At 65.1% G+C, this 23,151-nt stretch carries 20 protein-coding genes and 1 pseudogene; 7 read left to right on the top strand and 14 right to left on the bottom strand.

Annotation, left to right across the window (positions count from 1 at the left end):
* Positions 1-60: 60 nt before the first annotated feature.
* The 7 genes from ACVWW1_RS34655 to ACVWW1_RS34625 form a co-directional block, all read right to left on the bottom strand.
* Positions 61-1,374, bottom strand: a complete 1,314-nt coding sequence (locus ACVWW1_RS34655; protein WP_456658981.1) for an ATP-binding protein — start codon at positions 1,372-1,374, stop codon at positions 61-63.
* A gap of 84 nt (positions 1,375-1,458) precedes the next feature.
* Positions 1,459-2,514: a UPF0104 family protein gene (locus tag ACVWW1_RS34650; RefSeq protein WP_456658980.1), complete on the bottom strand. Its 1,056-nt coding sequence runs from the start codon at positions 2,512-2,514 to the stop codon at positions 1,459-1,461.
* A 354-nt stretch (positions 2,515-2,868) separates the two neighbouring features.
* Entirely contained in the window at positions 2,869-3,096 is a 228-nt protein-coding gene (locus ACVWW1_RS34645) for a SelT/SelW/SelH family protein (RefSeq protein WP_456658979.1), read from the bottom strand.
* A gap of 18 nt (positions 3,097-3,114) precedes the next feature.
* The gene (locus ACVWW1_RS34640; protein ID WP_456658978.1) at positions 3,115-4,023 is read right to left on the bottom strand and encodes a haloalkane dehalogenase; all 909 of its coding nucleotides are present in this window, start codon (positions 4,021-4,023) and stop codon (positions 3,115-3,117) included.
* Positions 4,020-4,610 (bottom strand): TetR family transcriptional regulator C-terminal domain-containing protein, encoded by a 591-nt coding sequence (locus ACVWW1_RS34635; protein WP_456658977.1) that lies wholly within the window; start codon positions 4,608-4,610, stop codon positions 4,020-4,022. Before ACVWW1_RS34635 ends, ACVWW1_RS34640 begins: the two co-directional genes overlap by 4 nt.
* 108 nt (positions 4,611-4,718) lie before the next feature.
* Complete coding sequence (locus ACVWW1_RS34630; RefSeq protein ID WP_456658976.1) at positions 4,719-5,015, bottom strand: hypothetical protein; 297 nt, start codon at positions 5,013-5,015, stop codon at positions 4,719-4,721.
* 2 nt (positions 5,016-5,017) lie between these two features.
* The gene (locus ACVWW1_RS34625) at positions 5,018-6,412 is read right to left on the bottom strand and encodes an OmpA family protein (protein WP_207833553.1); all 1,395 of its coding nucleotides are present in this window, start codon (positions 6,410-6,412) and stop codon (positions 5,018-5,020) included.
* Between the two features lie 169 nt (positions 6,413-6,581).
* Between ACVWW1_RS34625 and ACVWW1_RS34620 the strand changes: the two genes are divergently transcribed.
* Positions 6,582-7,640, top strand: coding sequence for a polysaccharide deacetylase family protein (locus tag ACVWW1_RS34620; protein WP_456658975.1), 1,059 nt, complete (start codon positions 6,582-6,584; stop codon positions 7,638-7,640).
* A gap of 204 nt (positions 7,641-7,844) precedes the next feature.
* Positions 7,845-8,645: an SDR family NAD(P)-dependent oxidoreductase gene (locus tag ACVWW1_RS34615; RefSeq protein ID WP_456658974.1), complete on the top strand. Its 801-nt coding sequence runs from the start codon at positions 7,845-7,847 to the stop codon at positions 8,643-8,645.
* A gap of 152 nt (positions 8,646-8,797) precedes the next feature.
* On the opposite strand, the gene ACVWW1_RS34610 is transcribed toward ACVWW1_RS34615, so the two are convergent.
* Positions 8,798-9,223 (bottom strand): winged helix-turn-helix transcriptional regulator, encoded by a 426-nt coding sequence (locus tag ACVWW1_RS34610; protein ID WP_456658973.1) that lies wholly within the window; start codon positions 9,221-9,223, stop codon positions 8,798-8,800.
* Between the two features lie 116 nt (positions 9,224-9,339).
* Between ACVWW1_RS34610 and ACVWW1_RS34605 the strand changes: the two genes are divergently transcribed.
* Both ACVWW1_RS34605 and ACVWW1_RS34600 read left to right on the top strand, forming a co-directional pair.
* Complete coding sequence (locus tag ACVWW1_RS34605; RefSeq protein ID WP_456658972.1) at positions 9,340-10,212, top strand: NmrA family NAD(P)-binding protein; 873 nt, start codon at positions 9,340-9,342, stop codon at positions 10,210-10,212.
* A 122-nt stretch (positions 10,213-10,334) separates the two neighbouring features.
* Complete coding sequence (locus tag ACVWW1_RS34600; RefSeq protein ID WP_456658971.1) at positions 10,335-10,694, top strand: DoxX family protein; 360 nt, start codon at positions 10,335-10,337, stop codon at positions 10,692-10,694.
* A gap of 127 nt (positions 10,695-10,821) precedes the next feature.
* On the opposite strand, the gene ACVWW1_RS34595 is transcribed toward ACVWW1_RS34600, so the two are convergent.
* The 5 genes from ACVWW1_RS34595 to ACVWW1_RS34575 form a co-directional block, all read right to left on the bottom strand.
* The gene (locus tag ACVWW1_RS34595; protein ID WP_456658970.1) at positions 10,822-11,661 is read right to left on the bottom strand and encodes an alpha/beta fold hydrolase; all 840 of its coding nucleotides are present in this window, start codon (positions 11,659-11,661) and stop codon (positions 10,822-10,824) included.
* Positions 11,662-11,995: 334 nt separating this feature from the next.
* Positions 11,996-13,432, bottom strand: coding sequence for a benzoyl-CoA 2,3-epoxidase subunit BoxB (boxB, locus tag ACVWW1_RS34590; RefSeq protein ID WP_456660746.1), 1,437 nt, complete (start codon positions 13,430-13,432; stop codon positions 11,996-11,998).
* Between the two features lie 168 nt (positions 13,433-13,600).
* Positions 13,601-15,289, bottom strand: a complete 1,689-nt coding sequence (boxC, locus tag ACVWW1_RS34585; RefSeq protein WP_456658969.1) for a 2,3-epoxybenzoyl-CoA dihydrolase — start codon at positions 15,287-15,289, stop codon at positions 13,601-13,603.
* Positions 15,290-15,453: 164 nt separating this feature from the next.
* On the bottom strand, positions 15,454-16,263 hold the full coding sequence (locus ACVWW1_RS34580) for an alpha/beta fold hydrolase (protein WP_456658968.1): 810 nt from the start codon (positions 16,261-16,263) through the stop codon (positions 15,454-15,456).
* A 165-nt stretch (positions 16,264-16,428) separates the two neighbouring features.
* Entirely contained in the window at positions 16,429-17,976 is a 1,548-nt protein-coding gene (locus ACVWW1_RS34575; RefSeq protein WP_456658967.1) for a benzoate-CoA ligase family protein, read from the bottom strand.
* Between the two features lie 168 nt (positions 17,977-18,144).
* On the opposite strand from ACVWW1_RS34575, the pseudogene ACVWW1_RS34570 reads away from it, so the two are divergent.
* Positions 18,145-19,054, top strand: a pseudogene (locus ACVWW1_RS34570) (helix-turn-helix transcriptional regulator).
* Between the two features lie 209 nt (positions 19,055-19,263).
* On the opposite strand, the gene ACVWW1_RS34565 reads toward ACVWW1_RS34570, so the two are convergent.
* Positions 19,264-20,049 carry an IclR family transcriptional regulator domain-containing protein gene (locus ACVWW1_RS34565; protein WP_456658966.1) on the bottom strand — a complete coding sequence of 262 codons (786 nt, stop codon included), beginning with the start codon at positions 20,047-20,049 and terminating at the stop codon, positions 19,264-19,266.
* A 105-nt stretch (positions 20,050-20,154) separates the two neighbouring features.
* Between ACVWW1_RS34565 and ACVWW1_RS34560 the strand changes: the two genes are divergently transcribed.
* Both ACVWW1_RS34560 and ACVWW1_RS34555 read left to right on the top strand, forming a co-directional pair.
* Entirely contained in the window at positions 20,155-21,513 is a 1,359-nt protein-coding gene (locus tag ACVWW1_RS34560; RefSeq protein ID WP_456658965.1) for an aromatic ring-hydroxylating dioxygenase subunit alpha, read from the top strand.
* 193 nt (positions 21,514-21,706) lie between these two features.
* A complete protein-coding gene (locus tag ACVWW1_RS34555) occupies positions 21,707-23,143 on the top strand; it encodes a glutamine synthetase family protein (protein WP_456658964.1) in 1,437 nt (478 codons plus the stop codon).
* The last annotated feature ends 8 nt before the right edge of the window (positions 23,144-23,151 follow it).

Here is a 23,151-nt window from a genome sequence, read left to right as displayed (position 1 = left end):
ATGCTGCTTTTACGAAGGTTGGATGACAGTTGGATGACAGTACTAGGCGACTGAAAACGCTTAGCTTTGGGTCGGCAACGGGGTCTTCGGCCGGGGAAAACAGGCGGTAAAGGTCGCGCCATTGTTCGGCACGCTCTCGATCAGAAGACGCCCGCGATGACGGTTAAGAATATGTTTCACCAGCGATAATCCGAGGCCGGTTCCGCCCTGGTTACGGCTGTCGCCGACGTCCACCCGGTAGAACCGCTCGGTCAGCCGCGGCAGGTGCTCCGGGGCGATGCCGGGGCCGAAATCCCGTACCATGACACGGATTTCGGGGCTCCCCTCGCCCGATGCGCCCGAAACGGCCTGATTGAGCGACACTATGACGCGGCCGCCCGAGGCGCCGTATTTGAGGGCGTTCTCGATCAGGTTTTCGAACAGGCGGAGCAGTTCCTCGCGGTCGCCCGCAATCGTGACCGGGGTCGGTGGCAGGTCGACGTCGATCTCGACCTGGCGCTCGCTGGCCAGCGCCTCGAGCCCGTCGGCCACCTGGCGGATGATCGGCACGATATCGATCGACGCCTCGGGCCGCACATGGGCCGACAGTTCGACCCGCGACAGCGACAGCAGGTCGTCGATCAGCCGGGCCATGCGGGTGGCCTGGGTGTGCATGATGCCGAGGAAGCGCTCGCGCGCCCGCGCGTCCTCGCGCGCCGGTCCCTGCAGCGTGTCGATGAAGCCGGACAAGGCTGCGAGCGGCGTGCGCAGCTCATGGCTGGCATTGGCGACGAAATCGGCGCGCATCTCCTCGACCCGGCGCAGCGGCGTCAGATCGTGGAAGGTCATCAGCATGCATTTCTCGGTGCCGCCGAACTGGGTCGGCACCGGCACCGGCGTGATCACCAATTCCATCCAGCGATCGACCGGAACGTGGTCGGAGTAGGTGGCGCGGCGCGGCTCGGTGGTCGCGATCGCCTCGCGCAACGCAGTGATAATCTCCGGCGAACGCAGGGCAAATTGCGCCAGCTCGTTCTTGCGCAGGGCCGGCGCCAGCTGGGCCGCGGCGGTGTTGAGATGGATGACGCGGCCGGCACGGTCGAGCAGCACGGCCGGGTCCGGCATGCCGGCGACGACGGCGCTGACGGCGGTCGCCTCGACCGGATTGCCGTGGCGGACATCCTCGCGCGAGGTGCCGGCATCATGCAGCCGCCATGGCACCAGCGCCGCGGCCGCGATGCAGACGAACACCGCGCAGGCGCGCACCAGCGACAACTCGCCGAGCGCGACCACCACGCTCAATGCCAGCGCTGCGGCAAGCAGGATCAGCGCGGAATGGCGCAGCCGATCGGGCCAGGGCGAGAAAATCGAATGCGGCGTATCGTCAATGGCCATTGCGGCGGCTTTCTTCCCGTCGGTTCATGTCTCGCCCAGGCGCGGTCAGATCGACCGTCCCTCGGGAGGCATCGGGCCGCGTCATCAGACCCCGGAATCACCGCGCTTGCGGACCAGAACCGCCTCATGATGCGGCTCAGCGTGGGGACCCGAATCAGTCTGCGGCAGCCGCTTGAGTCGGGCGCCGACGATAACCTCCCGAAACGTCAGCAAGATTACAGATATGACGAACGGCGCAATATAGTAGAGCAGCCGGAACAGCAGCATGCCGCCGAGCAGGTCCTCGCGGTCCATCTGCCAGAGGCCGACCAGCATGGCGGCGTCGAACACCCCAAGCCCGCCGGGGGAGTGGCTGGCGAAGCCGAGCAGGGTCGCCGACACGAAGATGACAGCGACCACGACGAAGCCGAGGTTGGGCTCGTCCGGCACCAGCACGTACATCGCCAGCGCGCAGAAGCCGAGGTCGACGATGCCGATCGCGATCTGCAGCAGCGTCAGCGGGCCGCCCGGCAGGGTCACCGTCCAGGGACCGCGGCCGACCACCCGCGGCTGGGTCCAGACCCAGACCACATAGGCGACCAGCGCAATGATGATGCCGAACGCGAGCGTCCGGTTGAGCCAGGGCGGCAGCTGGTCGATGTTGGCTGCGGCTTCCGGATGATAGGCGATGCCGAGCCCGAGCACCGCGGCATTGCCGAGCCAGAAGGTCAGGCCGGCGAGGAAGCAAATCTTGGCGACGTCGATCGCGTTCAATCCCCAGGCCGAATAGATCCGGTAGCGCACTGCGCCGCCGGTGAAGACGCTGGCGCCGACATTGTGCCCGATCGAATAGGAGGTGAATGCCGCGAGCGCATTGACGCGATAGGGCACGTGGGCGTGGCCGATCGCGCGCACCGCGAACAGATCGTAGAAGGTCAGCGTGAAGTAGCCGGCTGCGACGAACAGTCCCGCCAGCGCGATTTGTCGCGGCTCGGTGCTCTTGATGGCCTCGAGCACCTCATTGGTGTCGATGCCGCGCAACATATGATACAGGACGTAGCAGGCGATGCCGATGACGGCGATGCTGATGACAACACCCAGCCGATGCAGGATTTGCTTCTGGCGCAGAAACGCCATCGCCCTGCGTATTGCTTCCAGCATCTAGACCTCGAATTGCGATCCCGCGACGGCGGCTCCCGGGCGAACCCCGCCGGCGCTTCGCTGTGCCCCGACCCCTGTAGCGCGTTTTAAGCCGGAGTGGAATTCGTCAAACGACAATAAAACGCGCATCTTCAAGATATTAGGGATGATTCATGACAGCGGGTGCACAAATATGCGCGTTTCTCGCCATCTTCGACAAGACTTGACATCGACGTGCGGCAGTTAGCCCGCCGAACGGCGCGCAAGGCCATCCGGGAAACTACGGGAAGCAGGAGCGACGCCGCGGCGCCCGCGCAGCGAAAATCGCCGCCGCAATGGTGATGCGACGGCGACGAGGCGAGCCAGCGTAGATTTTTATGCCCGTGCCGTAGTCACAGCGCTGACGATTTCGGCGGCATCGGGGAAATGCCCCTTCACGCGCTTGGCGATCACATTGTCGTCAAGCCTGACCTCGAAGATGCCGCCCTTGCCGGGCACCAGCTCCGCATCGAGGCCAAGGCGATCGCGCAGCAGCGCGGCGGCTTCCCTGGCGCGCTTCTCGTAGCCGCAGGGACGGCAATAAATGATCGAGAGGTCGGTCATGGCCTGCTCTCCCATCGCTCATGCTGCGAGATGTTGCGCGTTCACGGCTTCGATGCCGGCGATCCACCCTGCAACCGAGCGACCGATCGCCTCCGGATGATCCTCCTGCAGATAATGCGCGCCCGCGTCTAGCTGAATGACCGCGCAATGCTGCAGCCTCGCCGCGAAATCCGCGGCGAAGGCCGGCGACACCAGTGCCCCGGGCGAGCCCGTGAACAGCAGCTTCGGATAGGTCGATGCCGCAAGGGCCGCGTGCGCTGTGGTGAGCGCCTGATCGACGTCGGCGGGTTCGCCCGCGATCGGCAGCTCGCGCGGCAGCATCAAGGTCGGCTTGCGGCTCTCGCGCGTCGCAAACGGCGCACGGTAGGCGGCCATCTCCTCCTCGCTGAGCGTGCGCATGATCGAGCCGGGCAGCACGCGTTCGACGAACGCATTGTTGTCGAGGACCATCGCTTCGCCCACTCCCGGCGCGCGGAATTTCCGGAACGTGTCCCGGGCGGCCTCGTGCTGGTGGAAGTCCGACCAATCCCGCATCGGGCGGATGAACTCCATGAAGGCGAGCCCACGGACGAGTTGCGGACGGCGCGCCGCGAGATGGAACGCGAGCGCCGTGCCCCAATCCTGGGCGACCAGATACGCCGAGCTGATGCCGAGCTCGTCGATCAGCGCATCGAGATAGTCCGCATGGTCGAAGAAGCGGTAGGCGATGTCGGGCTTGCCGGACTGGCCGTAGCCGATCAGGTCGGGCGCGATGCAGTGCCCGACCGGCGCCACCAGCGGCATGATGTTGCGCCAGATATAGGATGAGGTCGGATTGCCGTGCAGGAACAGCACGTGCGGCGCGTCGCTGCGCCCAAGCTCGCGATAGGCCATCGTGGTCCCGAACACGGAGCGATGATGCAGACTGATATCGGCAGACATGGTCATGGCAACTCCTTGAACACGGTTTGGAAGGCGATCGTCTTGAAACGCTCGAGCGCGGCCGCGCTGCGCTCGACCTTCATGCGCAACATCGCGCCCTGCCAGGATGCGAGCAGGAAATCGGCAAGCGCATCGGGATCGAAGTCGGACGCAATCTCGCGTCTGGCCTGAGCTTCGGCGATGCAGGCCGCAAACGGCGCACGCCATTCCCGGAAGATCCCGTCGAGCTGCTCGCGCAGCATCTCACTCGAGCCCGACGCCTCGAGGCTGAAATCGCCGATCAGGCAGCCGCGGGTGAAGCCGTCATGCGCAAGCTTGCCGGTAATCAGATCGAGATAGCGCCGGAGCCTGTCGCGCGGCGGCAGCGTCGTGTCGCCGAGCGCTTCGGCGACGAGGCCGCGCACATAGAGGAAGTAGCGGTCGAGCACTTCCGACGCGAACAGCTCCTTGGAGCGGAAATGGTTGGTGAACGAGCCCTGCGGCGCGCCGGCCGCGGCGGTGACGTCGCGCACGCTGGTGCCGTGATAACCGGTCCGGAACATTTCCTTCAGGCCGGCGTCGAGGATGGCATCGCGGAGCGAGGGTTTTGGCATGGGCGCTATTTAATACGTACGTACGTATTGATGTCAAGCGGCAAAATGCATGCAGCTCGCCCTGCGCTCGGCGCCGCCGCTCAGACCTACTGGATCAAGGGTTTGGGGTCAGCTCGCGGGCCTGCTGCGCGAGACCACCCAGTCGCGCAGCCAGGAGCCGATCGCGCAGCCGACGAGATAGAGCGCGAACATGACCAGGAAGAGATCGAGCCAGTAGCCGAAGCGGCCGGGCACGACCCGCGCAAACGACGCCGCGACCAGCGCGGCGGCGAGTAGCGCGAGCCAGCGCATCCACATCTTCGAGACGCCCTGCGCCCGATGCACCACCGCGATCCAGCCCATGCCGAAGCCGAGCAGCGCGGCGCCGAGCAGCCAACCCAAGAAGAATGTCGCAAGCACGGTCATCGCTACTTCACCACGAATTCGATGCGGCGGTTCTGCGCCTTGCCGTCTTCACTCTCGTTGCCGGCGAGCGGCTGCGTGCTGCCGTAGCCGATCGGCGTGAAGCGGTTGGCAGGCAGTCCGGCGCGCACGAGGTAATCGACCACGGCCTGCGCGCGGCGCTCCGACAAGGCCTGGTTGGCCGCCTCCTCACCGTCGCTGTCGGTATGGCCGGCGACTTCGATCGTCGCATTGGGACAGCGCATCGCGGTCTCGATCAGGCGGTCGAGCAGACCGGCGGAGTCAGGAACGATGTCGGCCTTGCCGGACTCGAAGCGGATCTTGCCCTTGGAGAGGATCTCGGAAAACAGCTGCTGACACACCGTCGGATCGACCGGCGCCGCCGCCGGCTTGACCGTGACCTCGGCCTTGTATTGCCAGCCCTGCGGAAAATCCTTGCCGAGCCCGTCGCGGATCTGGCCGGCCGCGGCATCATAGAGCGCATCGCCCGACAGCTTCACCTCGCGGTCCGACACCACCAGCGTCCCGGTCGACAGCCGCGACAGCGCGCCGAGCGCAGGCACCACCGCCGCCGCAAACCCCGAGGGCGCGCCGATGCTGGCCTTGAGATTGTCGACCACCTTTTCGCTGAAGAACTTGCGGCCGGCGGCCGCGACCAGCGCGGCATGCACGTTGTTGTCGGGCACGTAGCCGGTCAGCGTCAGCGTCACCGCGACCGGATCCTTGTAGGCCTGGAACACGTAAGGCGGCGCCTTGATGTCGTTGGCGGCGATCGAATAGCCCTCCGGCAGATTCTTCAGCGCCGCCGCGACCGCTTCGCGTCCGCCGAGCTCGCGCGCCATGCCGGCAAGAGCAACCTTGTTGTCGGTCAGCGTGATCTTGCCTTCCTTCAATTTGCCGATCTGGTCGAGCAGCAACAGCGCCGCCGGGTCGAACCGCGACGGCGCGCCACGGGCGAGCGCCATCTGATCCACCACCTCGACACCGCCGAGACTGGCCTTCGCGGCCTCGGTCAGCTTGCTCTTGCTCGACGGCAGCGGCGCATTGCCGCCGAGCGTCACCCGCACCACGTCGCGTTCGGCGGACCACACAAAGGGCTTGGCCTCAGCAACGAGGCGGGTCTCGTCGTTGACCAGCCGCACGCCCGGCACGGCCTCGACCGACGCCACCGCGCTGAGCCGGCCGTCCTCGGAGAAGGCATTGGCCGCAAACGTCACGTCGCGGCCGTCGACGCTGATGCGGCGCTTGTCGAGCACGGTGTCCTTGAGTGCGGCACTAGAGCGCGCAGCAAGATCGGCCTCGACCGTTCCTGTGCTGGTCCAGGCCGCGATACCCCACAGGACGACCAGTGGAATCACCCCCGGCCACCACTTGCTACTCCACTTGAAAAGTCCGTGCATTCAGCGTCCTGCGGGTCTGGAACCAGAGAGAAAACAAACCCTTGGCTGACTGTCAAACCCCAAATCAAAGGCCATGGCGGGGGCGCCATATTGGATCGGGATAACAGTTTCTTCAGTGCTCTTTCGCTAAGTTCGCGGCGGAATGCAAATCGGCCGGCCCGTGCCCCTCATGAAACAACTCCGCAACACCGTGATCCGTGCCGGGATGGAGGCGTTGTATTTTTCGGGTGCGCATATCCTGCTGCGGCCGATCTTTGCCGGCGTCGGCGCCATCTTCATGCTGCACCACGTCCGCCCGCGGCGCGCCGACGCGTTCCAGCCCAATCATCATCTCGAGGTCACGCCGGACTTCCTGCGCGCGATGCTGACGCATCTGCGCCTGCTCGACGTCGATGTCGTCAGCATGGACGAGGCGCATCGCCGCCTCACCGAACGGAATTTCGCGCGGCGCTTCGCCTGCTTCACCTGCGACGACGGCTATCGCGACAACCGCGATTTCGCGCTGCCCGTGATGCGCGAGTTCGGCGCGCCGTTCACGGTCTTTGTCGCGAGCGATTTCGCCGAGGGCTGCGGCAAATTGTGGTGGATCGCGCTGGAGCGGATCATCGCGGCGGCGTCGGCGATCGAGGTGCCGATCGCCGGCGTGATGACGCGGATCGACACCGCGACGCCGCAGGCCAAGCGCACAGCATTCGGCCGCATGCACGACTGGCTGCGTTCACTGCCGGGCGAGCAGGAGATGCAGGCCGAGATATCCGCGCTGTGCGCCCGCCACGGCGTCGACGAGACCGGCATCGCGCGCGAGCTCTGCATGTCCTGGGACGAGCTGCGCGGCTTTGCCGACGATCCGCTGGTCACGATCGGCGCCCACACCATCACCCATTGCAATCTCGCCAAGCAGAGCGAGACCGTTGCATCGTTCGAACTCGCCACCAGCCGGGCGCGAATCGAGGATGCGCTGCAGCGGCCGGCGCTGCACCTCGCCTATCCCTATGGCGACCGGATCGCCGCCGGGCCGCGCGAGTTCGCGCTCGCCAGATCGATCGGCTTTCGGACCGCGGTGACGACGCGGCCGGGCATGCTGTTTGCCGAAAGCGCCGACCATCTGACCGCGTTGCAGCGGGTCTCGCTCAACGGCAACTACCAGGACGCGCGGCTCTTGCCGGTGCTGACATCCGGCGCCGCCACCGCGGTGTGGAACGGCTTTCGCCGCATCGACGCGGCGTGATCCGCTGTTCGTAGCCCGGATGCAGCCAACGGGTCGCGCGAACGCGCGCACGATGACAGGCTCCGCGTAATCCCGGACGGTCGCATCCGCGGATAGCACTTCCCCGGATTTCGCTTCGCTCCATCCGGGCTACCGATCCCTTCCCTCTTCTTGACTCGATCCCCGGCCGCGCCCAGAACCACTGGCAACGCAATGGAGGAGCGCATGTTCAAGGATCTGTTCTCACTGAAGGGCCGCGTCGCACTGGTGACCGGGGGATCGCGCGGCATCGGCAAGATGATCGCAGCCGGTTTCCTCGCGCAGGGCGCCGCCAGGGTCTACATCACCGCGCGCAAGGCAGGTCCCTGCGAGGCTACCGCCCAGGAGCTGACCGCCGCCTATGACGGCGAATGCATCGCGCTGCCGATCGACATCTCGACGGTCGAGGGCTGCGAGAAGCTCGCCGGTGAAATCATCAAGCGCGAGCCGAAGCTCGACATCCTGGTCAACAATGCCGGCGCAGCATGGGGCGCGGACTTCGACGAATTCCCGGAGAGCGGCTGGGACAAGGTGATGAACCTCAACGTCAAGTCGATCTTCTTCCTGACCAAGGCGCTGGCCAAGCCGCTGCGCGCGGCGGCGACGCATGACAAACCGGGCAAGGTGATCAACATCGCCTCGATCGACGGCATCTTCGTCAACCCGATGGAGACCTATTCCTATGCCGCCAGCAAGGCCGCGGTGATCCATTTGACGCGCCGGATGGCGGCGCGCCTGGTCAAGGACAACATCAACGTCACCGCGATCGCGCCCGGCGCCTTCAAGTCGGACATGAACCGCGCCGCGCGCGACCACGCCGACGAGGTCGCACAGCGCGTTCCGTCGCGGCGCGTGGGCAGCGACGAAGATATGGCGGGGACCGCGATCTATCTCGCCTCGCGCGCCGGCGACTATGTCGTGGGCAACACCATCGCAGTCGATGGCGGCGTGGTCTACGCGACCGCAGGGCTGGAGATCGCGGGGTAAGCGACCGCGCCTCTTACGCCCATCAGAGCATCACTGGTAATACAAAGGGCGCCTCGCCCCAGCGGGGCGCCCTTTCCGACGCCTCTGGCTAGCTCCATCTGAAGCACGCCGCCAGACCTCACACACGCGACGATGTGAACTTCTGCTTCACATCACTCACGCAGGACATCACAGGGGGCTCCGTCAAAGCGGACGCGCGCAGCATGGATATCCGAATAGCGACGGTCGGCCCAATCGATGAGGCTTGCCATCGGGTCCAGCAGGGATTGGCCTAGCGGGGAAAGGCGATATTCAACGCTCGGCGGCTTGGTCGGAAAGACATGGCGGGTGATAAGTCCGTCGCGCTCCAAGTCGCGCAGCGTCTGTGTGAGCATGCGCTTCGAGATGTCGCGGATGGTTCGGCGAAGCTCGCCGAAGCGCCGCGGTCCCGTCGCGAGGGTCATGATCATGAGGATGCTCCACTTGTCGCCGATGCAATCGAGCACGTCGCGCACCGGGCAATGCACGGGTTCTACCGACTGGGCGTCGTCCGATTGATATCGGCTGAATCGCTCGATCGCGCTCAATGCATCGCTCATGCCGGTCCCCTTTTTCTCTCCTGGTTACAAAAAACTGCCTCCTTACGGGGCAGGCTGGAGGTCTCCATGTGAGACCTACCCTAGAATATAGGCCATCTGGCACCCGGAGAATACGCATGTTTCTAGTCACTGGAATTACAGGAAAAGTCGGCGGCGCAACGGCCAGGCATCTGTTGGCGCAAGGCAAGAAAGTACGGGCGCTGGTTCGCGACCGCGAGAAGGCGGCAAGCTGGACGGACCAGGGAGTGGAACTGGTGGACGGCGACTGGAACGACACGGCCGCCATCGAGCGGGCGCTCAAGGGCGTCGACGGCGCGTTTGTCATGTTGCCAGCCGTCTGGGCCCCCTCGCCGGACTTCAAGGAAGCCAAGGGCGTCATCGCGAACTATGTCGAGGCGCTGACCAAGGTCGCGCCGCCGCGGGTCGTCGGGCTCTCGTCGATGGGGGCGAACAGAACCAGCGGGCTGGGCATGATCACGGCCCTGTCGTTGCTGGAGCAAGGCTTTCGCAAACTGACATCGCCGACCGCCTTCGTGCGCGCCGGCGGGTTTTTCGAAAACTTCCTTTACGGCCTGCACGTCGCCCAGGGCGGCACGCTCCCCGTGTACTACAACCCGACCAACCGGAAATCGACCATGGTCGCGACGAACGACATCGGTGCCGAGGTGGCAACGCTGCTGACCGGGCCGGCGTGGTCGGGGCAGCGCGTCATCGAACTTGGTTCGATGGTCAGCGCGGATGAGGTCGCCACGCAACTGGGCGATGTCATGCAGCGCGAAGTCACGGCCTTCGCTGTCCCGCGTGCCGAGTGGCCGGCAGCATTCGAGCAACTCGGCATCCCGAAGGGCCAAACCGGACCGGCTGAAGCGATGTTCGACGCCGTCAACGCGGGTTGGATGGACCTTGGCGTAGCGGGCACGGAGCGCGTCGCCGGCACAACGCTTCCCCGCGATGTCTTCGCGGCGGCCCAGAAGGCGGCCACGGCGTAGGTCCGCGGATCAGCGATGAGATGCGACTTCGGACCAGTTCCGGAAATTCGCATCTCCGTCGGAACGAATGCGTCGCGGCCGGCCGTCTCTCCGCGACGCCCTCATCAGAAAAGGATGGACAAATGTCAAAGATTTCCTGGCGCCGAGTCTCGGCCTTGGCGCTTGCAGCTTTCTTCGTCGTGGGATCGCTCAGCAACATCTTCGCCCCTGGGTCAATCTCCGAAGAATATCTGCGGTGGGGATACCCGTCCTGGTTCCATTTCGTAACCGGATCGCTGGAACTCACGACCGCCGTTCTGCTGGCGCGGGCACGGACGCGGCTATGGGGCTCGGCGCTCGGCTGCACCGTGATGTTGGCAGCGCTCGCGACCGTCACACTCCACGGTGAATACGGGCACGGCCTGGCGCCGCTTGTCGTGGCAACACTATCGATAGTCGTCGGCTGGATTGCCTGGCCGAAGCGGATCCCCAGCTCGGCATGACTGTCGCCACTGGAGGCCGAGGGAATCTCCGCGTGCGCGCGTTCACGGGTGAAAATCTCAACATCGTTGCGCGGCTCCGTGCACGTCCGGACTGGCGAACGGCGAGTGGCCGTCCCCTGTTCGTCGTTCAAAGGCTCGACGCAAACGCATCGACGAGTCGGTCGAAGCCTTCGGCTCTTTCCCACTGCGTGGCGTGGCCGGCACCGTCGATCACCTGAACCTGGCCGCGCCATAATGTCGGCGCGGGCAGCCGTTGCAGATAGCCGAGATCGACCATCTGCTCCTCGCTGCCGTGCACGATCGCCAGCGGAATCCCGAGGCCGCGCACGATCTCGACCTCGTCCGCAAAGCGGCCGGCCTGCACGCTGGCACCGAGATAGCCGCGCGCATTGCCGTCGGTGCGGCGGAAATCGGCGTCGACGAACGCGGGCAACGGCGCATAGTCCGGCGCGAACACCATTTTCAGCCAGGCCGCAATCTCGACATCGCTGGGTGCCGGCGTGAACGTGGTGGCCGACAGCCCCTTGAACCCGGAGAACCCGTCCGGCGTCTTGGCAATCGGCGGCGTACCGAAAATCATGAGCCCGGCCGCCATCGGCAAAGACGGGGCTGCGTTGAGCACGGCGTGTCCGCCAAGGCTCCAGCCCACCACCACCGCGTCCTTCAGGCCGAGCTCCTTTGCGGCCGCGGCAATGCAGCCGGCATAGCCTGCACCCGAATAGCCATGCTCCGGATCGGGCGCAGGCGACGAGCCGCCATGGCCGGGAAGATCGATGGCGACCAGCCGGTATTTGGCGCCAAGCGGCCCCTGGAGTTGCTTCTGCCAGATTCTGGACGACGACGAATTGCCGTGAACCAGCAGGATGTCGCGGCCGGTACCCGCGCTCTCGAAGCCCGCGATCGTCTGCTCACCGAACTGGAGCTTGAGCGGACGCAGGGTCGGCCCCGGAAAAATCTCTTCACTCATGATGGCCCCGCCGAAATTCCGAACCGCGGCAAGCGGCTGAAGCCGTCATTGCGGTTCATGTTGAAACTGTGTGATCTCCGCGCGAAGGCATCGCGCTTGTCAAGCCGGGAAGCGCCAGCGCTTTATCGCGCGCGAGCGAACGCACGTCTCAAGAAAGAAAAGGGGCAAGCCAGGACCTTCTCGGCTTACCCCTTTTCGGCCCCTCCGGGAGGAGAGGAACTGCTAAAGCATGATCCGGAAAAGTGCGAAGCGGTTTTCCGAAAAGATCATGCTCAAACAAAGAGCTAAAGCGCGATGACGATTCAACCTGATCTCATCGCGCTTTAGCTGAAACTCAGCTCTCGATCCTCACATATTCGAAGTCGCCGGGCTTGTTGTCGATGCCGACCTTGGGAGGCGAGATCCAGGAGGCGAACTCGCCCGGCTCGGTCACCGGCTTCATCAGCGAGGCGATGAAGTCACCGTCCGCGGTCGAAGGCAGCCAGTCGTTCTTGCGCTTCGCCCAGGTGGCGTCGTCGATCAAGAGGCCATCGGGCGTCGCATGGATGTCCTTGAACTCGCCGATCTGGCGGTGGAAGGCGGTGTTCGGCACCGCGAGCTTGTAGTCGATGCCAGCAGTCGAGATCACCTTGTTCCAGCGCAGCATACCCTTGACGCAATCCTGCGTGTAGTCGTCGCGCAGCCGCATGTTGAGCGCGGTCAGCGCCGGCTCGTCGACCATCTTGATCTGGCCGTCCACCATCTTCATGACCGGATAGGTCGAACTCTTGAGCTGGTGATCGTCCTCGATCGTGGTTTCCTTGTAGCGGCCTTTGATGCCGGCGTTGAAGGCATTGGCCGCATTGGTCGACACTTCGGAGCCGAACAGGTCGAGCGACAGCGAATAGTGCAGGTTCAGCTTCTTCTGGATGGTCGGCAGGTCGATGACGCCGAGCGCGCGGACCCTGGCGATGTCGTTCGGATCGGTGATGCCGGCTTCCGTCATCGCATCGCAGGTACGCTGCACGACGCGGGTGATGCCGGTCTCGCCGACGAACATGTGATGGGCTTCCTCGGTCAGCATGAAGCGGCAGGTGCGCGACAGCGGATCGAAGCCCGACTGCGCCAGCGAGTGCAGCTGCATCTTGCCGTCGCGGTCGGTGAAGTAGGTGAACATGAAGAACGACAGCCAGTCCGGCGTCGCCTCGTTGAAGGCCCCCAGCATGCGTGGGCTATCCGCATCGCCCGAGCGGCGGCGCAGCAAATCGTCGGCCTCCTCGCGGCCGTCGCGGCCGAAATACTTCTGCAGCAAATAGACCATCGCCCAGAGATGGCGGCCTTCCTCGACATTGACCTGGAACAGGTTGCGCATGTCGTAGAGCGAGGGCGCGGTCTTGCCGAGATGGCGCTGCTGCTCGACCGAGGCCGGCTCGGTGTCGCCCTGGATCACGATCAGGCGGCGCAGCATCGCGCGATGCTCGCCGGGGACTTCCTGCCAGGCCGGCTTGCCGTAGTCTTCGCCGAACGGGATGACCCGGTTCTCTTCCTGCGGTGCAAGCAAAATGCCCCAGCGATATTCGGGCATCCGCACATAGTCGAACTTGGCCCAGCCGCGCGGATCGACTGAATAGGCGGTGCGCAGATAGACCAGCGACTCCTGGAAGCCTTCCGGCCCCATGTCGCTCCACCAGTCCATGTAGCCGGGGTGCCAGCCCTCCAGCGCCTTGAGCACCTGGCGGTCTTCGGCGAGATTCACGTTGTTTGGAATCTTGGTCGAGTAATCGACGTTCATGATGTTCATGGCGTGCTCCTTGGTATCGGTCCGACGTCTATCGTGTCTTGCTCAACCGTCATCCTGAGGAGCGGCGTCTTCGCCGCGTCTCGAAGGATGATGGCTTGGTCCTAATCATCCTTCGAGGCTCGCTTGCGCTCACACGTCAGGATGACGGCGGTATTTGCCTCACACTCGCGTCATGTCGAATTGCGCCTTCTGGCCAGTGCCGTAGCGGCGCAGCGCGCCGTCTTCGCCGACCGCGTTCGGCCGCTGGAAGATCCAGTTCTGCCACGCCGTGAGGCGCGAGAAGATCTTCGATTCCATGGTCTCGGGACCAACGAAGCGCAGATTGGCTTCCATGCCGGTGAGACCGTCGGGCGAGAACGAGGTGCGTTCCTCGAAGAACACGCGGACCTCGTCGTCCCAGTCGATGTCGTCGAGCGCGAAGGTGACGAGACCGAGCTCCTCGGCCTCCTCCGCGTCGAGCGCCTTGCCGATCGCGCCTTGCGCGCGCTCCAGATCCATTGGGTCGGCCTGGAAGCGCGATTGCAACCGGGTCAGGCCATGGCTCATCGGATAGGGCCCGAAATTCATCGCCGTCAGTTCGATCGCCGGCGGCGGGCGGTTGTCGCCCTGCTTCTGGCCGATCAGCATGTAGGAGCGGTCGGCGGCGAACACGAGCTCGGCCAAGGTGCCGACGAAGCAGGAGCCGGGCTCGACCAGCGTCACCAGCGTGCGCGAGGTGACGTCGATGCGCTTGAGCACGCGCTTCCAGTAATGCCTCACCTCATTGACCAGCCAGTGCGCCTTGTTGGCCTCCAGGAACGCGTCATAGGACACGACGTTGGTGCGGTCGCCGTGGCTCTTGAACACCAGCATCGCGGTCTCGAGCTCGTTGATGCGCAGATGCAGGATCGCATCGTCGAGCTCGCGGGCAACCTGCAGCGGCCAGAACGAAGCGCCCTGCGCGATCATACCGTCGACGTCGGCGGGCGCGGTGGTTTCCGGCGCCTTGATCGAGATGGTGGCGATGCGCGCCGTGCGGTCGATGTCGACGCTGACAAAGCCGTAGCGGATCGCGCTGTCGTCGATGGTGCGCGTCAGCGGCGCCAGTGCGATGCCTTTGCCCTCCCCGTTGCGCTTCGACCTAGCGGCGAATTCCTTGACGCGCTCGGCAAGCTTGCCCTCGAGCTTGGAGTTCGGCGCGATCTCGTCGACCAGGCGCCACTGCACCGCGCGCTTGCCCTTGATGCCTTCCTCGATGGTACAGAAGAAGTCGGCATGGTCGCGGCGCACCTTGCGCTTGTCGACGACGCGGGTCAGGCCGCCGGTGCCCGGCAGCACCGCGAGCAGCGGCACTTCCGGCAACGCGACGGCGGCGGCGCCGTCGTCGGCCATCATGATGTGGTCAGTTGCGAGCGCCAGCTCATAGCCGCCGCCGGCCGCGGTGCCGTTGACGACGGTGATGAAGCTCTGGCCGGAATTCTCGCTGGAGTCTTCAAGACCGTTGCGGGTCTCGTTGGTGAACTTGCAGAAGTTGACCTTGTGGGCGTGGGTCGAGCCCGCCAGCATGCGGATGTTGGCGCCGGCGCAGAACACGCGGTTCTTGCCCGAGCGCATCACCACGACCTTCACCTCGGGATGCTCGAAGCGCAGCCGCTGCACGGCGTCGGCCAGCTCGATGTCGACGCCGAGGTCGTAGGAGTTGAGCTTGAGCTGATAGCCCTCGAACAGGCCGGCATTCTCGTCGACGTCCATGGTCAGCGTCGCGACGTCGCCCGCGACGTCGAGCTTCCAGTGCCGGTAGCGCGACGGGTTGGTCTGGAAGTCGATGTACTTCGCCCCGCCTGCAAGGACGCGATCGTCACCAGCCATGGGCCACCCTTATCTGTTGTTCGTTTGAAGGTTCGTCGTCGTGGTCTTCATGCACAATAATGCATGTTTTCGATCTGGTCTAGTTCAAAACGTAAAAACATGCATTTTGTTTCATGTTCGGGAATTCACCCGTTGGGCCAATGGCCTGGCACCGGCACCAAAAGTCAGGCCGCCAGTGCCGGGTCGTCCCGCAGCGCCGCTTTGGCGAATTCGGTGACCGCGTCCAGCGTCACCGCGGGCGCTTCGCGGTGCGGCGAGTGACCGGCGCCGGCGATGGCCGCGACATCGACCGGGCAGTAGCATTCCTCCCGGGCGATCTCGACCTGGCGCATCGTGCCGTATTGATCGTCCGCGCCCTGCACGATCAGCACCGGCACGCGAATATAGGCGAGATATTCGGAGATATCCCAGTCGCGGAAAGCCGGATCGAGCCAGGCGTCGTTCCAGCCATGGAAGGCGTTGTCGACATCCTTGTGCCAGCGCGCCAGCTTCTCCTTCAGATTGGTGGTCTCATACGCCGTCTTGATCTCGGCGATCGACTTGACCGAGATGTCCTCGACGACGAAGTGCGGCGCGATGAGCGCAAGCCCGTGCAGGCGATGATCCTGATGCGCGCCGGCATAGATCGCCGCGATCGAAGCGCCATCGGAGTGACCGACCAGCAGGCCCCGGCGGAAGCCGATCCGGTCGAGCAGCTTCGGCAGCACGTCGAGCGCCTCGCGATGCATGTAGTCGACCGGACGCGGCAGCTTCGCCGGCGACGAGGAGCCATAACCAGCGCGCGAATACGCGAACACGCCGGCGCCGGTCGCCGCCTGCAGCTTCTCGGGAAAATCACCCCACAGCCCGACGCAGCCGAGACCTTCATGCAGCATCACGAGGGTCGGCGCCGTCTCGGGTGACGGGCCGATCATCCGGTATTCGAGCTCGGCGCCGTCGATGCTGAGGAAGCCGTTGGGGTTCAAATTCTGCATGATGGGCCTTCCTCCCTCGTCGTCCCGGCGAAGGCCGGGACCCATACGCCGCGGCCGTTGTTTTGAGAAATGGTGTCCGACGGCTTTGCGTAACGATTCAAGCCTGTGGTCATGAGTCCCGGCCCCCGTGCGCAATTGCGCACTAGGCCGGGACGACGTGGGGAGCTAGTGCTCGTGTTCCCGCAACTTGAACCGCTGGATCTTCCCGGTCGCCGTCTTCGGCAGATTGTCGACCACATCGATCCAGCGCGGATATTTCCACGGCCCGATCTTCTGCTTGACGTGTTCCTTCAGCGCCTCGTGCAGGCCCGCGGCCGAACTCTCGGGCCGCAGCACCACATAGGCCTTCGGCTTCAGCAGGCCTTCCGGATCGGCCTCCGGCACGACGGCGGCTTCCAGCACCGCGGGATGGGTGATCAGCGCACTCTCCACCTCGAACGGCGAGACCCAGATGCCGGAAACCTTGAACATGTCGTCGGCGCGGCCGCAGAAAGTGTAACGGCCGTCGGCATCACGCGTGTATTTGTCGCCGGTGCGGGTCCACGCGCCCTCGAAGGTGGCGCGGCTCTTGGCGCGCTGATTCCAGTAGCTCTCGCCGGCCGAGGGCGCGTCGACCAGGAGCTCGCCGACCTCACCGTCCGCGACGTCGGCCCCTGTTTCGTTGACCAGCCGCACCTTGTAGCCGGGCACCGGACGCCCCGAGGAGCCGTATTTGATGTCGCCGGGCGCATTCGACAGAAAGATGTGCAAGAGCTCGGTCGAGCCGACGCCGTCGAGGATGTCGACGCCGAACCGCGCGCGCCACGCATTGCCGACCGATTCCGGCAACGCCTCGCCGGCCGAGGTGCAGACCCGCAGGCGATTGCCCGCGGCTTGCGCCTTCGTCGCCTCGTCGTTCAGCATCGCCGCGAACAGGGTCGGTACGCCAAAGAAGATGCTGGGATGATATTTGTTCATCAGCGCGAACATCACCGCCGGCGTCGGACGTTCCGAATTGAGCACCGTGGTGGCGCCGACCGACATCGGGAAGGTCAGCGCATTGCCGAGGCCATAGGCGAAGAACAGCTTTGCCGCCGAGAGCCCGACATCGTCCTCGCGGATACCGAGCACCTGTTTCGCATAGGTCTCCGCCGTCGCCGCGAGATTGGAATGCAGATGCCGCACGCCCTTCGGCATGCCGGTCGAGCCCGACGAATAGAGCCAGAACGCCGGCTCGTCGGCATGCGTCGGCGCGGTCGCGAACACGTCGCTCTCGCGCGCGATCTCGTCCGACAGTTTCTTGTGGCCGTGCGCGTCCTTGCCGGAGACCACGACATGCTCGAGGTCGGGCATGCGCGCGATGATGTCCTTCACGACCGGCAGCAGCGCCTCGGAGACGAACAGCACGCGCGCGCGGCAATCGCCGAGGATGTAGGCGTATTGCTCCGCGGTCAGCAGCGTGTTGAGCGGCACCGGCACCACGCCGGCGCGGATCGCACCGAGGAACACGATCGGGAAATCGACCGTATCCAGCATGATCATGGCGACCCGCTCCTCGCGGCGGACGCCGAGCCGGCGCAGCATGTTGCCGACGCGGCGGGTCTGCTGCTGCAACTGGCCATAGGTGATTTGCGACACCGTATCGTCGAACACGACCTTGTCGCCGCGGCCCTCATCGACATTGCGGTCGAGCAGCCAGGACACAGCATTGTAAGGCACTGCGTTGGTGGTCATGGCCCGCTCCTCAGGCACAGGCGCATCGCGCCTGCCCTCTCCCGTCAAGATTTAAGAATTATAATTCATACAAAGCCACCACATCGGCTTGCTGTCAATCCTCATCGGCATTATGTTTCCTAGACCATTGGACCTGATTCAGTCAGGACCGCGCGTCGCACGGGGATCATGACCGAAGCCAACGATCCGGAAACCGACTTCCTCGAACAGCTCGGCCAGCGCGTGCGTACCATGCGCGCGCTCCGCGGCATGTCGCGCAAGGTGCTCGCCAAGGTCTCCGGCATTTCCGAACGCTACATCGCCCAGCTCGAAAGCGGCAAAGGCAATGTCTCGATCATGCTGCTGCGCCGTGTCGCAGGCGCGATGGGCGCGCATCTCGAGGACCTGATCCCCTCGAGCGAGCCGGTTCCGGACTGGGCCGTGATCCGCGATCTCCTGCGCAAGGCGTCGCCGAACCAGATCGCGCAGGCCAAGGACATGCTCGCCGGTAGCAGCCCGCTGGCGCCGCGCGGCGCCTCGTTCTCCGGCATCGCGCTGATCGGCCTGCGCGGCGCCGGCAAGACCACGCTCGGCCGGATGCTGGCGAAGAAGATCGGCTGGAGCTTCGTCGAGCTCAACAAGGAGATCGAGGCGCAGAACGGCCTGTCGGTCGCCGAGATCATCGCGCTGTACGGCCAGGAAGGTTTTCGCCGCATGGAGCAGGCCGCGCTGACGCAGCTGCTGGCGCGCAAGGAATTGATGGTGCTGGCGACCGGCGGCGGGCATCGTCTCCGAGGCGCTGACCTTCGACCTGATCCTGTCGTCGTTCTACACGATCTGGCTGAAGGCCGAGCCGGAAGAGCACATGGCCCGCGTCCGCCGCCAAGGCGACCTGCGCCCGATGGCCGACGACCGCTCGGCGATGGCGGAGTTGCGCAACATTCTGGTCAGCCGCGAACCGCTTTATGCGCGCGCATCGGCAGTGGTCGATACTGCCGGACTTTCAGTCGACGCCGCCGCCGCGCGGCTGATCGATTCGGTGCGGCCGGTGCTGCAGAACGAGGCGCGCTCGTTCGGACTGCGCAGCGTCGCGCTTTAAAGCCGGTCAGGCAAAGTCGGTCCAACGGCACTCTCGCTGCACCTCTCCCGCTTGCGGGGGAGGTCGACGCGCGTAGCGCGGCGGGTGGGGGCTCTTACCGCAATGCGATTCGCGGAAAGAGCCCCCACCCTAGCCCTCCCCCGCAAGCGGGAGAGGGGACCGCAGTTCCGACGCCGCGGCCACTCGGCTCACCTCATGTCCCAGGCGCACTAGAGCAACCGGCTCTTCACGTCCTCAGCGCCGTCGCGCAGCAGCGGCAGGAAACGGTCGATCAATTCCTTGGCCGGCACACGATCGACATGCGCGCCCATGTTGATCGCGGCGACGATGGTGCCGTCATAGCGACGCACCGGCACCGAGATCGAGCGGAAATGCGGCTCGGCCTCGCGGTCGGCCAGTGAGTAGCCCTGCGCACGATCGGCGATGATGGCGGCGAGCAGCTTCTTCGGATCGGTCGTGGTCTGCGGCGTCACCGGATCGCGGCGCATCGCCTTCAGGCGTGCCGCAAGCTCGGCATCGCCGAGCCGGCCGAGCATGGCGCGGCCCACTGACGTGCAGAACGCCGGCAGCCGGTAGCCGATGTCGAGACCGGCGGAGAACACCCGCGTCGGGCTCGAGCGCGCGACGAACACGACGTCGTCGCCGTCGAGCAACGCGAGCGAGGCGATCTCCTGTGCTGCGGTGGCGATGCGATCGAGCACCGGCTGCAGCACCGTCACCACCTGGTTGGATTGCAGGAAGGAGCCCGCCAGCGTCAGCACATGCGGGGTCAATGTGAACAGCTTGCCGTCGGTCGCAACGAAGCCGCCATGCGCGAGCGTGAACAGGATGCGGCGCGCGGTGGCGCGCGGCAGATCGGCCGCACGCGCGAGATCGCTCAAGGTCGCTGGACCCGAGACGGTGCCGAACACCTGCAACAGACGCAGGCCGCGATCGAGCGCCTCGACGAAGTCGGTGGCGCGCTCGTCCTGATCGGTCCGCTTCAGCTTGGGCATGGGCTTTGAACGGTTCAAAAATTGCGCTTGCTGTCCAAAACAGACATGGCATAATTCGCACATTCGTTCAATAGGCGAACAAATCCAAATTCGGGAGACGCCGCCATGATGAGCCAGGAAGCGAACGATCTGATCACCCGCACGGGGGCTAAGGACCCCTGCGGAAAGCTGATGCGGATGTACTGGCAGCCGGCGGCGCTGGTCGATGAATTGGAAGGGCCGCGCCCGGTTCGGCCGGTGCGGCTGCTCGGCGAAAACCTGGTGCTGTTTCGCGGCGAGGACGGAAGCTATGGGCTGATCGATCGCCACTGCGCGCATCGCGGCGCCGACCTCGCCTTCGGCCGGCTCGAGCATGGCGGGCTGCGCTGCGCCTTCCACGGCTGGCTGTTCGACACCAGTGGCCAGTGCATCGAGACGCCGGCCGAACCTGTCGGATCGCAGCTCTGCAAGGGCATCAAGCAGCGCTCGTATCCAGTGGTCGAGAAGAGCGGCATCTTGTGGGCCTGGCTCGGCGAAGGCGCCCCGCCGGCTTTTCCGGAGCTCGACTGCTTCGTTGCGCCCGACAGCCATACGTTTGCATTCAAGGGCCACATGAACTGCAACTGGCTGCAGGCGCTCGAGGTCGGCATCGATCCGGCGCACGCCTCCTTTCTGCATCGCTTCTTCGAGGACGAGGACACCTCGGCGGCCTACGGCAAGCAATTCCGCGGCGCCTCCGCCGGCAGCGACATGCCGATGACGAAAATCCTGCGCGAATATGATCGACCGATCATCAATGTCGAGCACACCGAATACGGCCTGCGCCTGATCGCGCTGCGCGAGCTCGACGAACAGCGCACCCATGTGCGCGTCACCAATCAGCTATTCCCGCACGGCTTCGTGATTCCGATGTCGACCGAGATGACGATCACGCAGTGGCACGTGCCGGTCGATGACGAGAACTGCTACTGGTATGCGATCTTCACCAGCTACGCGGCGCCGGTCGACAAGCAGAAGATGCGCGACCAGCGGCTCGAGCTCTATACGCTGCCCGACTACAAGTCGCGCAAGAACCGCAGCAACGATTACGGCTTCGATCCGCACGAGCAGGCGACCGAGACCTATACCGGCATGGGCACCGACATCAACGTCCACGACCAGTGGGCGGTGGAATCGATGGGGGCGATCCAGGATCGCACCAACGAGCATCTCGGCCAGAGCGACAAGGCGATCGTGCAGTACCGCCGCCTGCTGCGGCAGGAGATCGAAAAGGTTTCCGGCGGCGAGAAACCGATGCTGTTCCTCGACGACGCCTCCGCGCGCAGCATCCAGGGCCCCGCGACGATGGACGGCATCGGGCCGACGCTGGGCTGGGAGCTCTACTGGATGGAGGTCGACGTCAAGCGCCGCCGCGGCGCGCCGTGGGCAGCTCCCGTGCCGCGCGAGATCGCCGGCAAGGTGCATCATCTGACGGCGGCGGAGTGAAGATGGTTTCGATGGCGCAGCACGGTATCCTTCACCTCGCCCCGCTTGCGGGGAGAGGTCGGATTGCATCGCCAGATGCAATCCGGGTGAGGGGGTACAGGTCTATCGATAAATCGAATCAGCGGGGAGAGCCCCTCACCCCGACCCTCTCCCCGCGTAGAGCGGGGCGAGGGAGAAGTGAAGGAGTGACGCGGTGAGTTTCGTCGAGCGTCACGGCCTGTGGTCGGATGAGCAGAAGGAGGCAGCGAACCGCCTCCGCCGCATCGTCGAGGAGAAGAACCTCGAAGTCGTCAGGCTGTCATTCCCGGACCAGCACGGCATCCTGCGCGGCAAGACGCTGATCGCCAGCGAAGCGGTGCGCTCGCTGGAGAGCGGCTGCTCCATCACCACGACGATGCTCGCCAAGGACACCTCGCACAAGACGGTGTTCCCGGTGTTCACATCAGGCGGCGGCTTCGGCATGAAGGAGATGGAGGGCGCGGCCGACGTGCTGATGGTCGCCGATCCCACCACGTTCCGCGTGCTGCCCTGGGCGGAGAACACCGGCTGGGTGCTCTGCGATCTCTACTTCAGCGACGGCCGGCCGGTGCCGTTCGCGACCCGCAACCTCTATCGCAAGGTGCTCGATCAGCTCGCAGACCGCGGCTATGATTTCGTCGCCGGCCTCGAGGTCGAATTCCATCTGTTCAAGCTCGACGACGCCCACATGGCGCCGGAGGATGCCGGCCAGCCCGGACGGCCGCCGTCGGTCAGCCTGCTGTCGCACGGCTATCAGTATCTCACCGAGCAGCGCTACGATCAGATGGAGCCGGCGCTCGAGATCATCCGCCGCGACATCCTCGCGCTCGGCCTGCCCTTGCGTACGGTCGAGGTCGAGTTCGGCCCGAGCCAGTGCGAGTTCACCTTCGCGCCGACCGTGGGTCTCGCGCCCGCCGACACCATGGTGCTGTTTCGTTCGGCGGTGAAGCAGATCGCGCGCCGCCACGGCTATCACGCGACCTTCATGTGCCGGCCGAAACTGCCGAACGTGTTCGCGAGCGGCTGGCACCTGCACCAGTCGCTGGTATCGCGCGCGGGCGGCGAGAACGCCTTCATGGCGAAGGAAGCCGCCGAGCCGCTGAGCCCGCTCGGCCGTGCCTGGCTGGCCGGCCTGATCGAGCATGCACGCGCCTCCACGGTGTTCACGACGCCGACCATCAACGGCTACAAGCGCTACCGCTCTTATTCGCTGGCACCCGATCGCGCGATCTGGGGCCGCGACAACCGCGGCGTGATGATCCGCGTGCTCGGCGGCATGAATGATCCGGCGACACGCCTGGAGAACCGGATCGGCGAGCCGGCCGCCAATCCCTATCTCTACATGGCGAGCCAGATCCTCTCCGGCCTCGACGGCGTCGACCGCAAGCTCGATCCCGGCCCGTCCGCCGACACGCCCTACGAGACCAAGGCCGCGCTCTTGCCGAAATCGCTGCGCGAAGCCGTGTTCGCGCTTCAAGACGATCCGTTCTTCCGCCAGGCGCTGGGGCCCGAGTTCGTCGACTATTACGTCTTCATCAAGAACGCGGAGATCGAGCGTTTCCAGGCCGAGGTGTCGGACTGGGAGCAGCGCGAATATTTCGAGATGTTTTGATCCCGTCA

It is taken from the genome of Bradyrhizobium sp. JR3.5, from assembly GCF_054057015.1.
The sequence above is the reverse complement of the archived record's forward strand: the minus strand, read 5'-3'. Positions and strand labels throughout refer to the sequence as shown.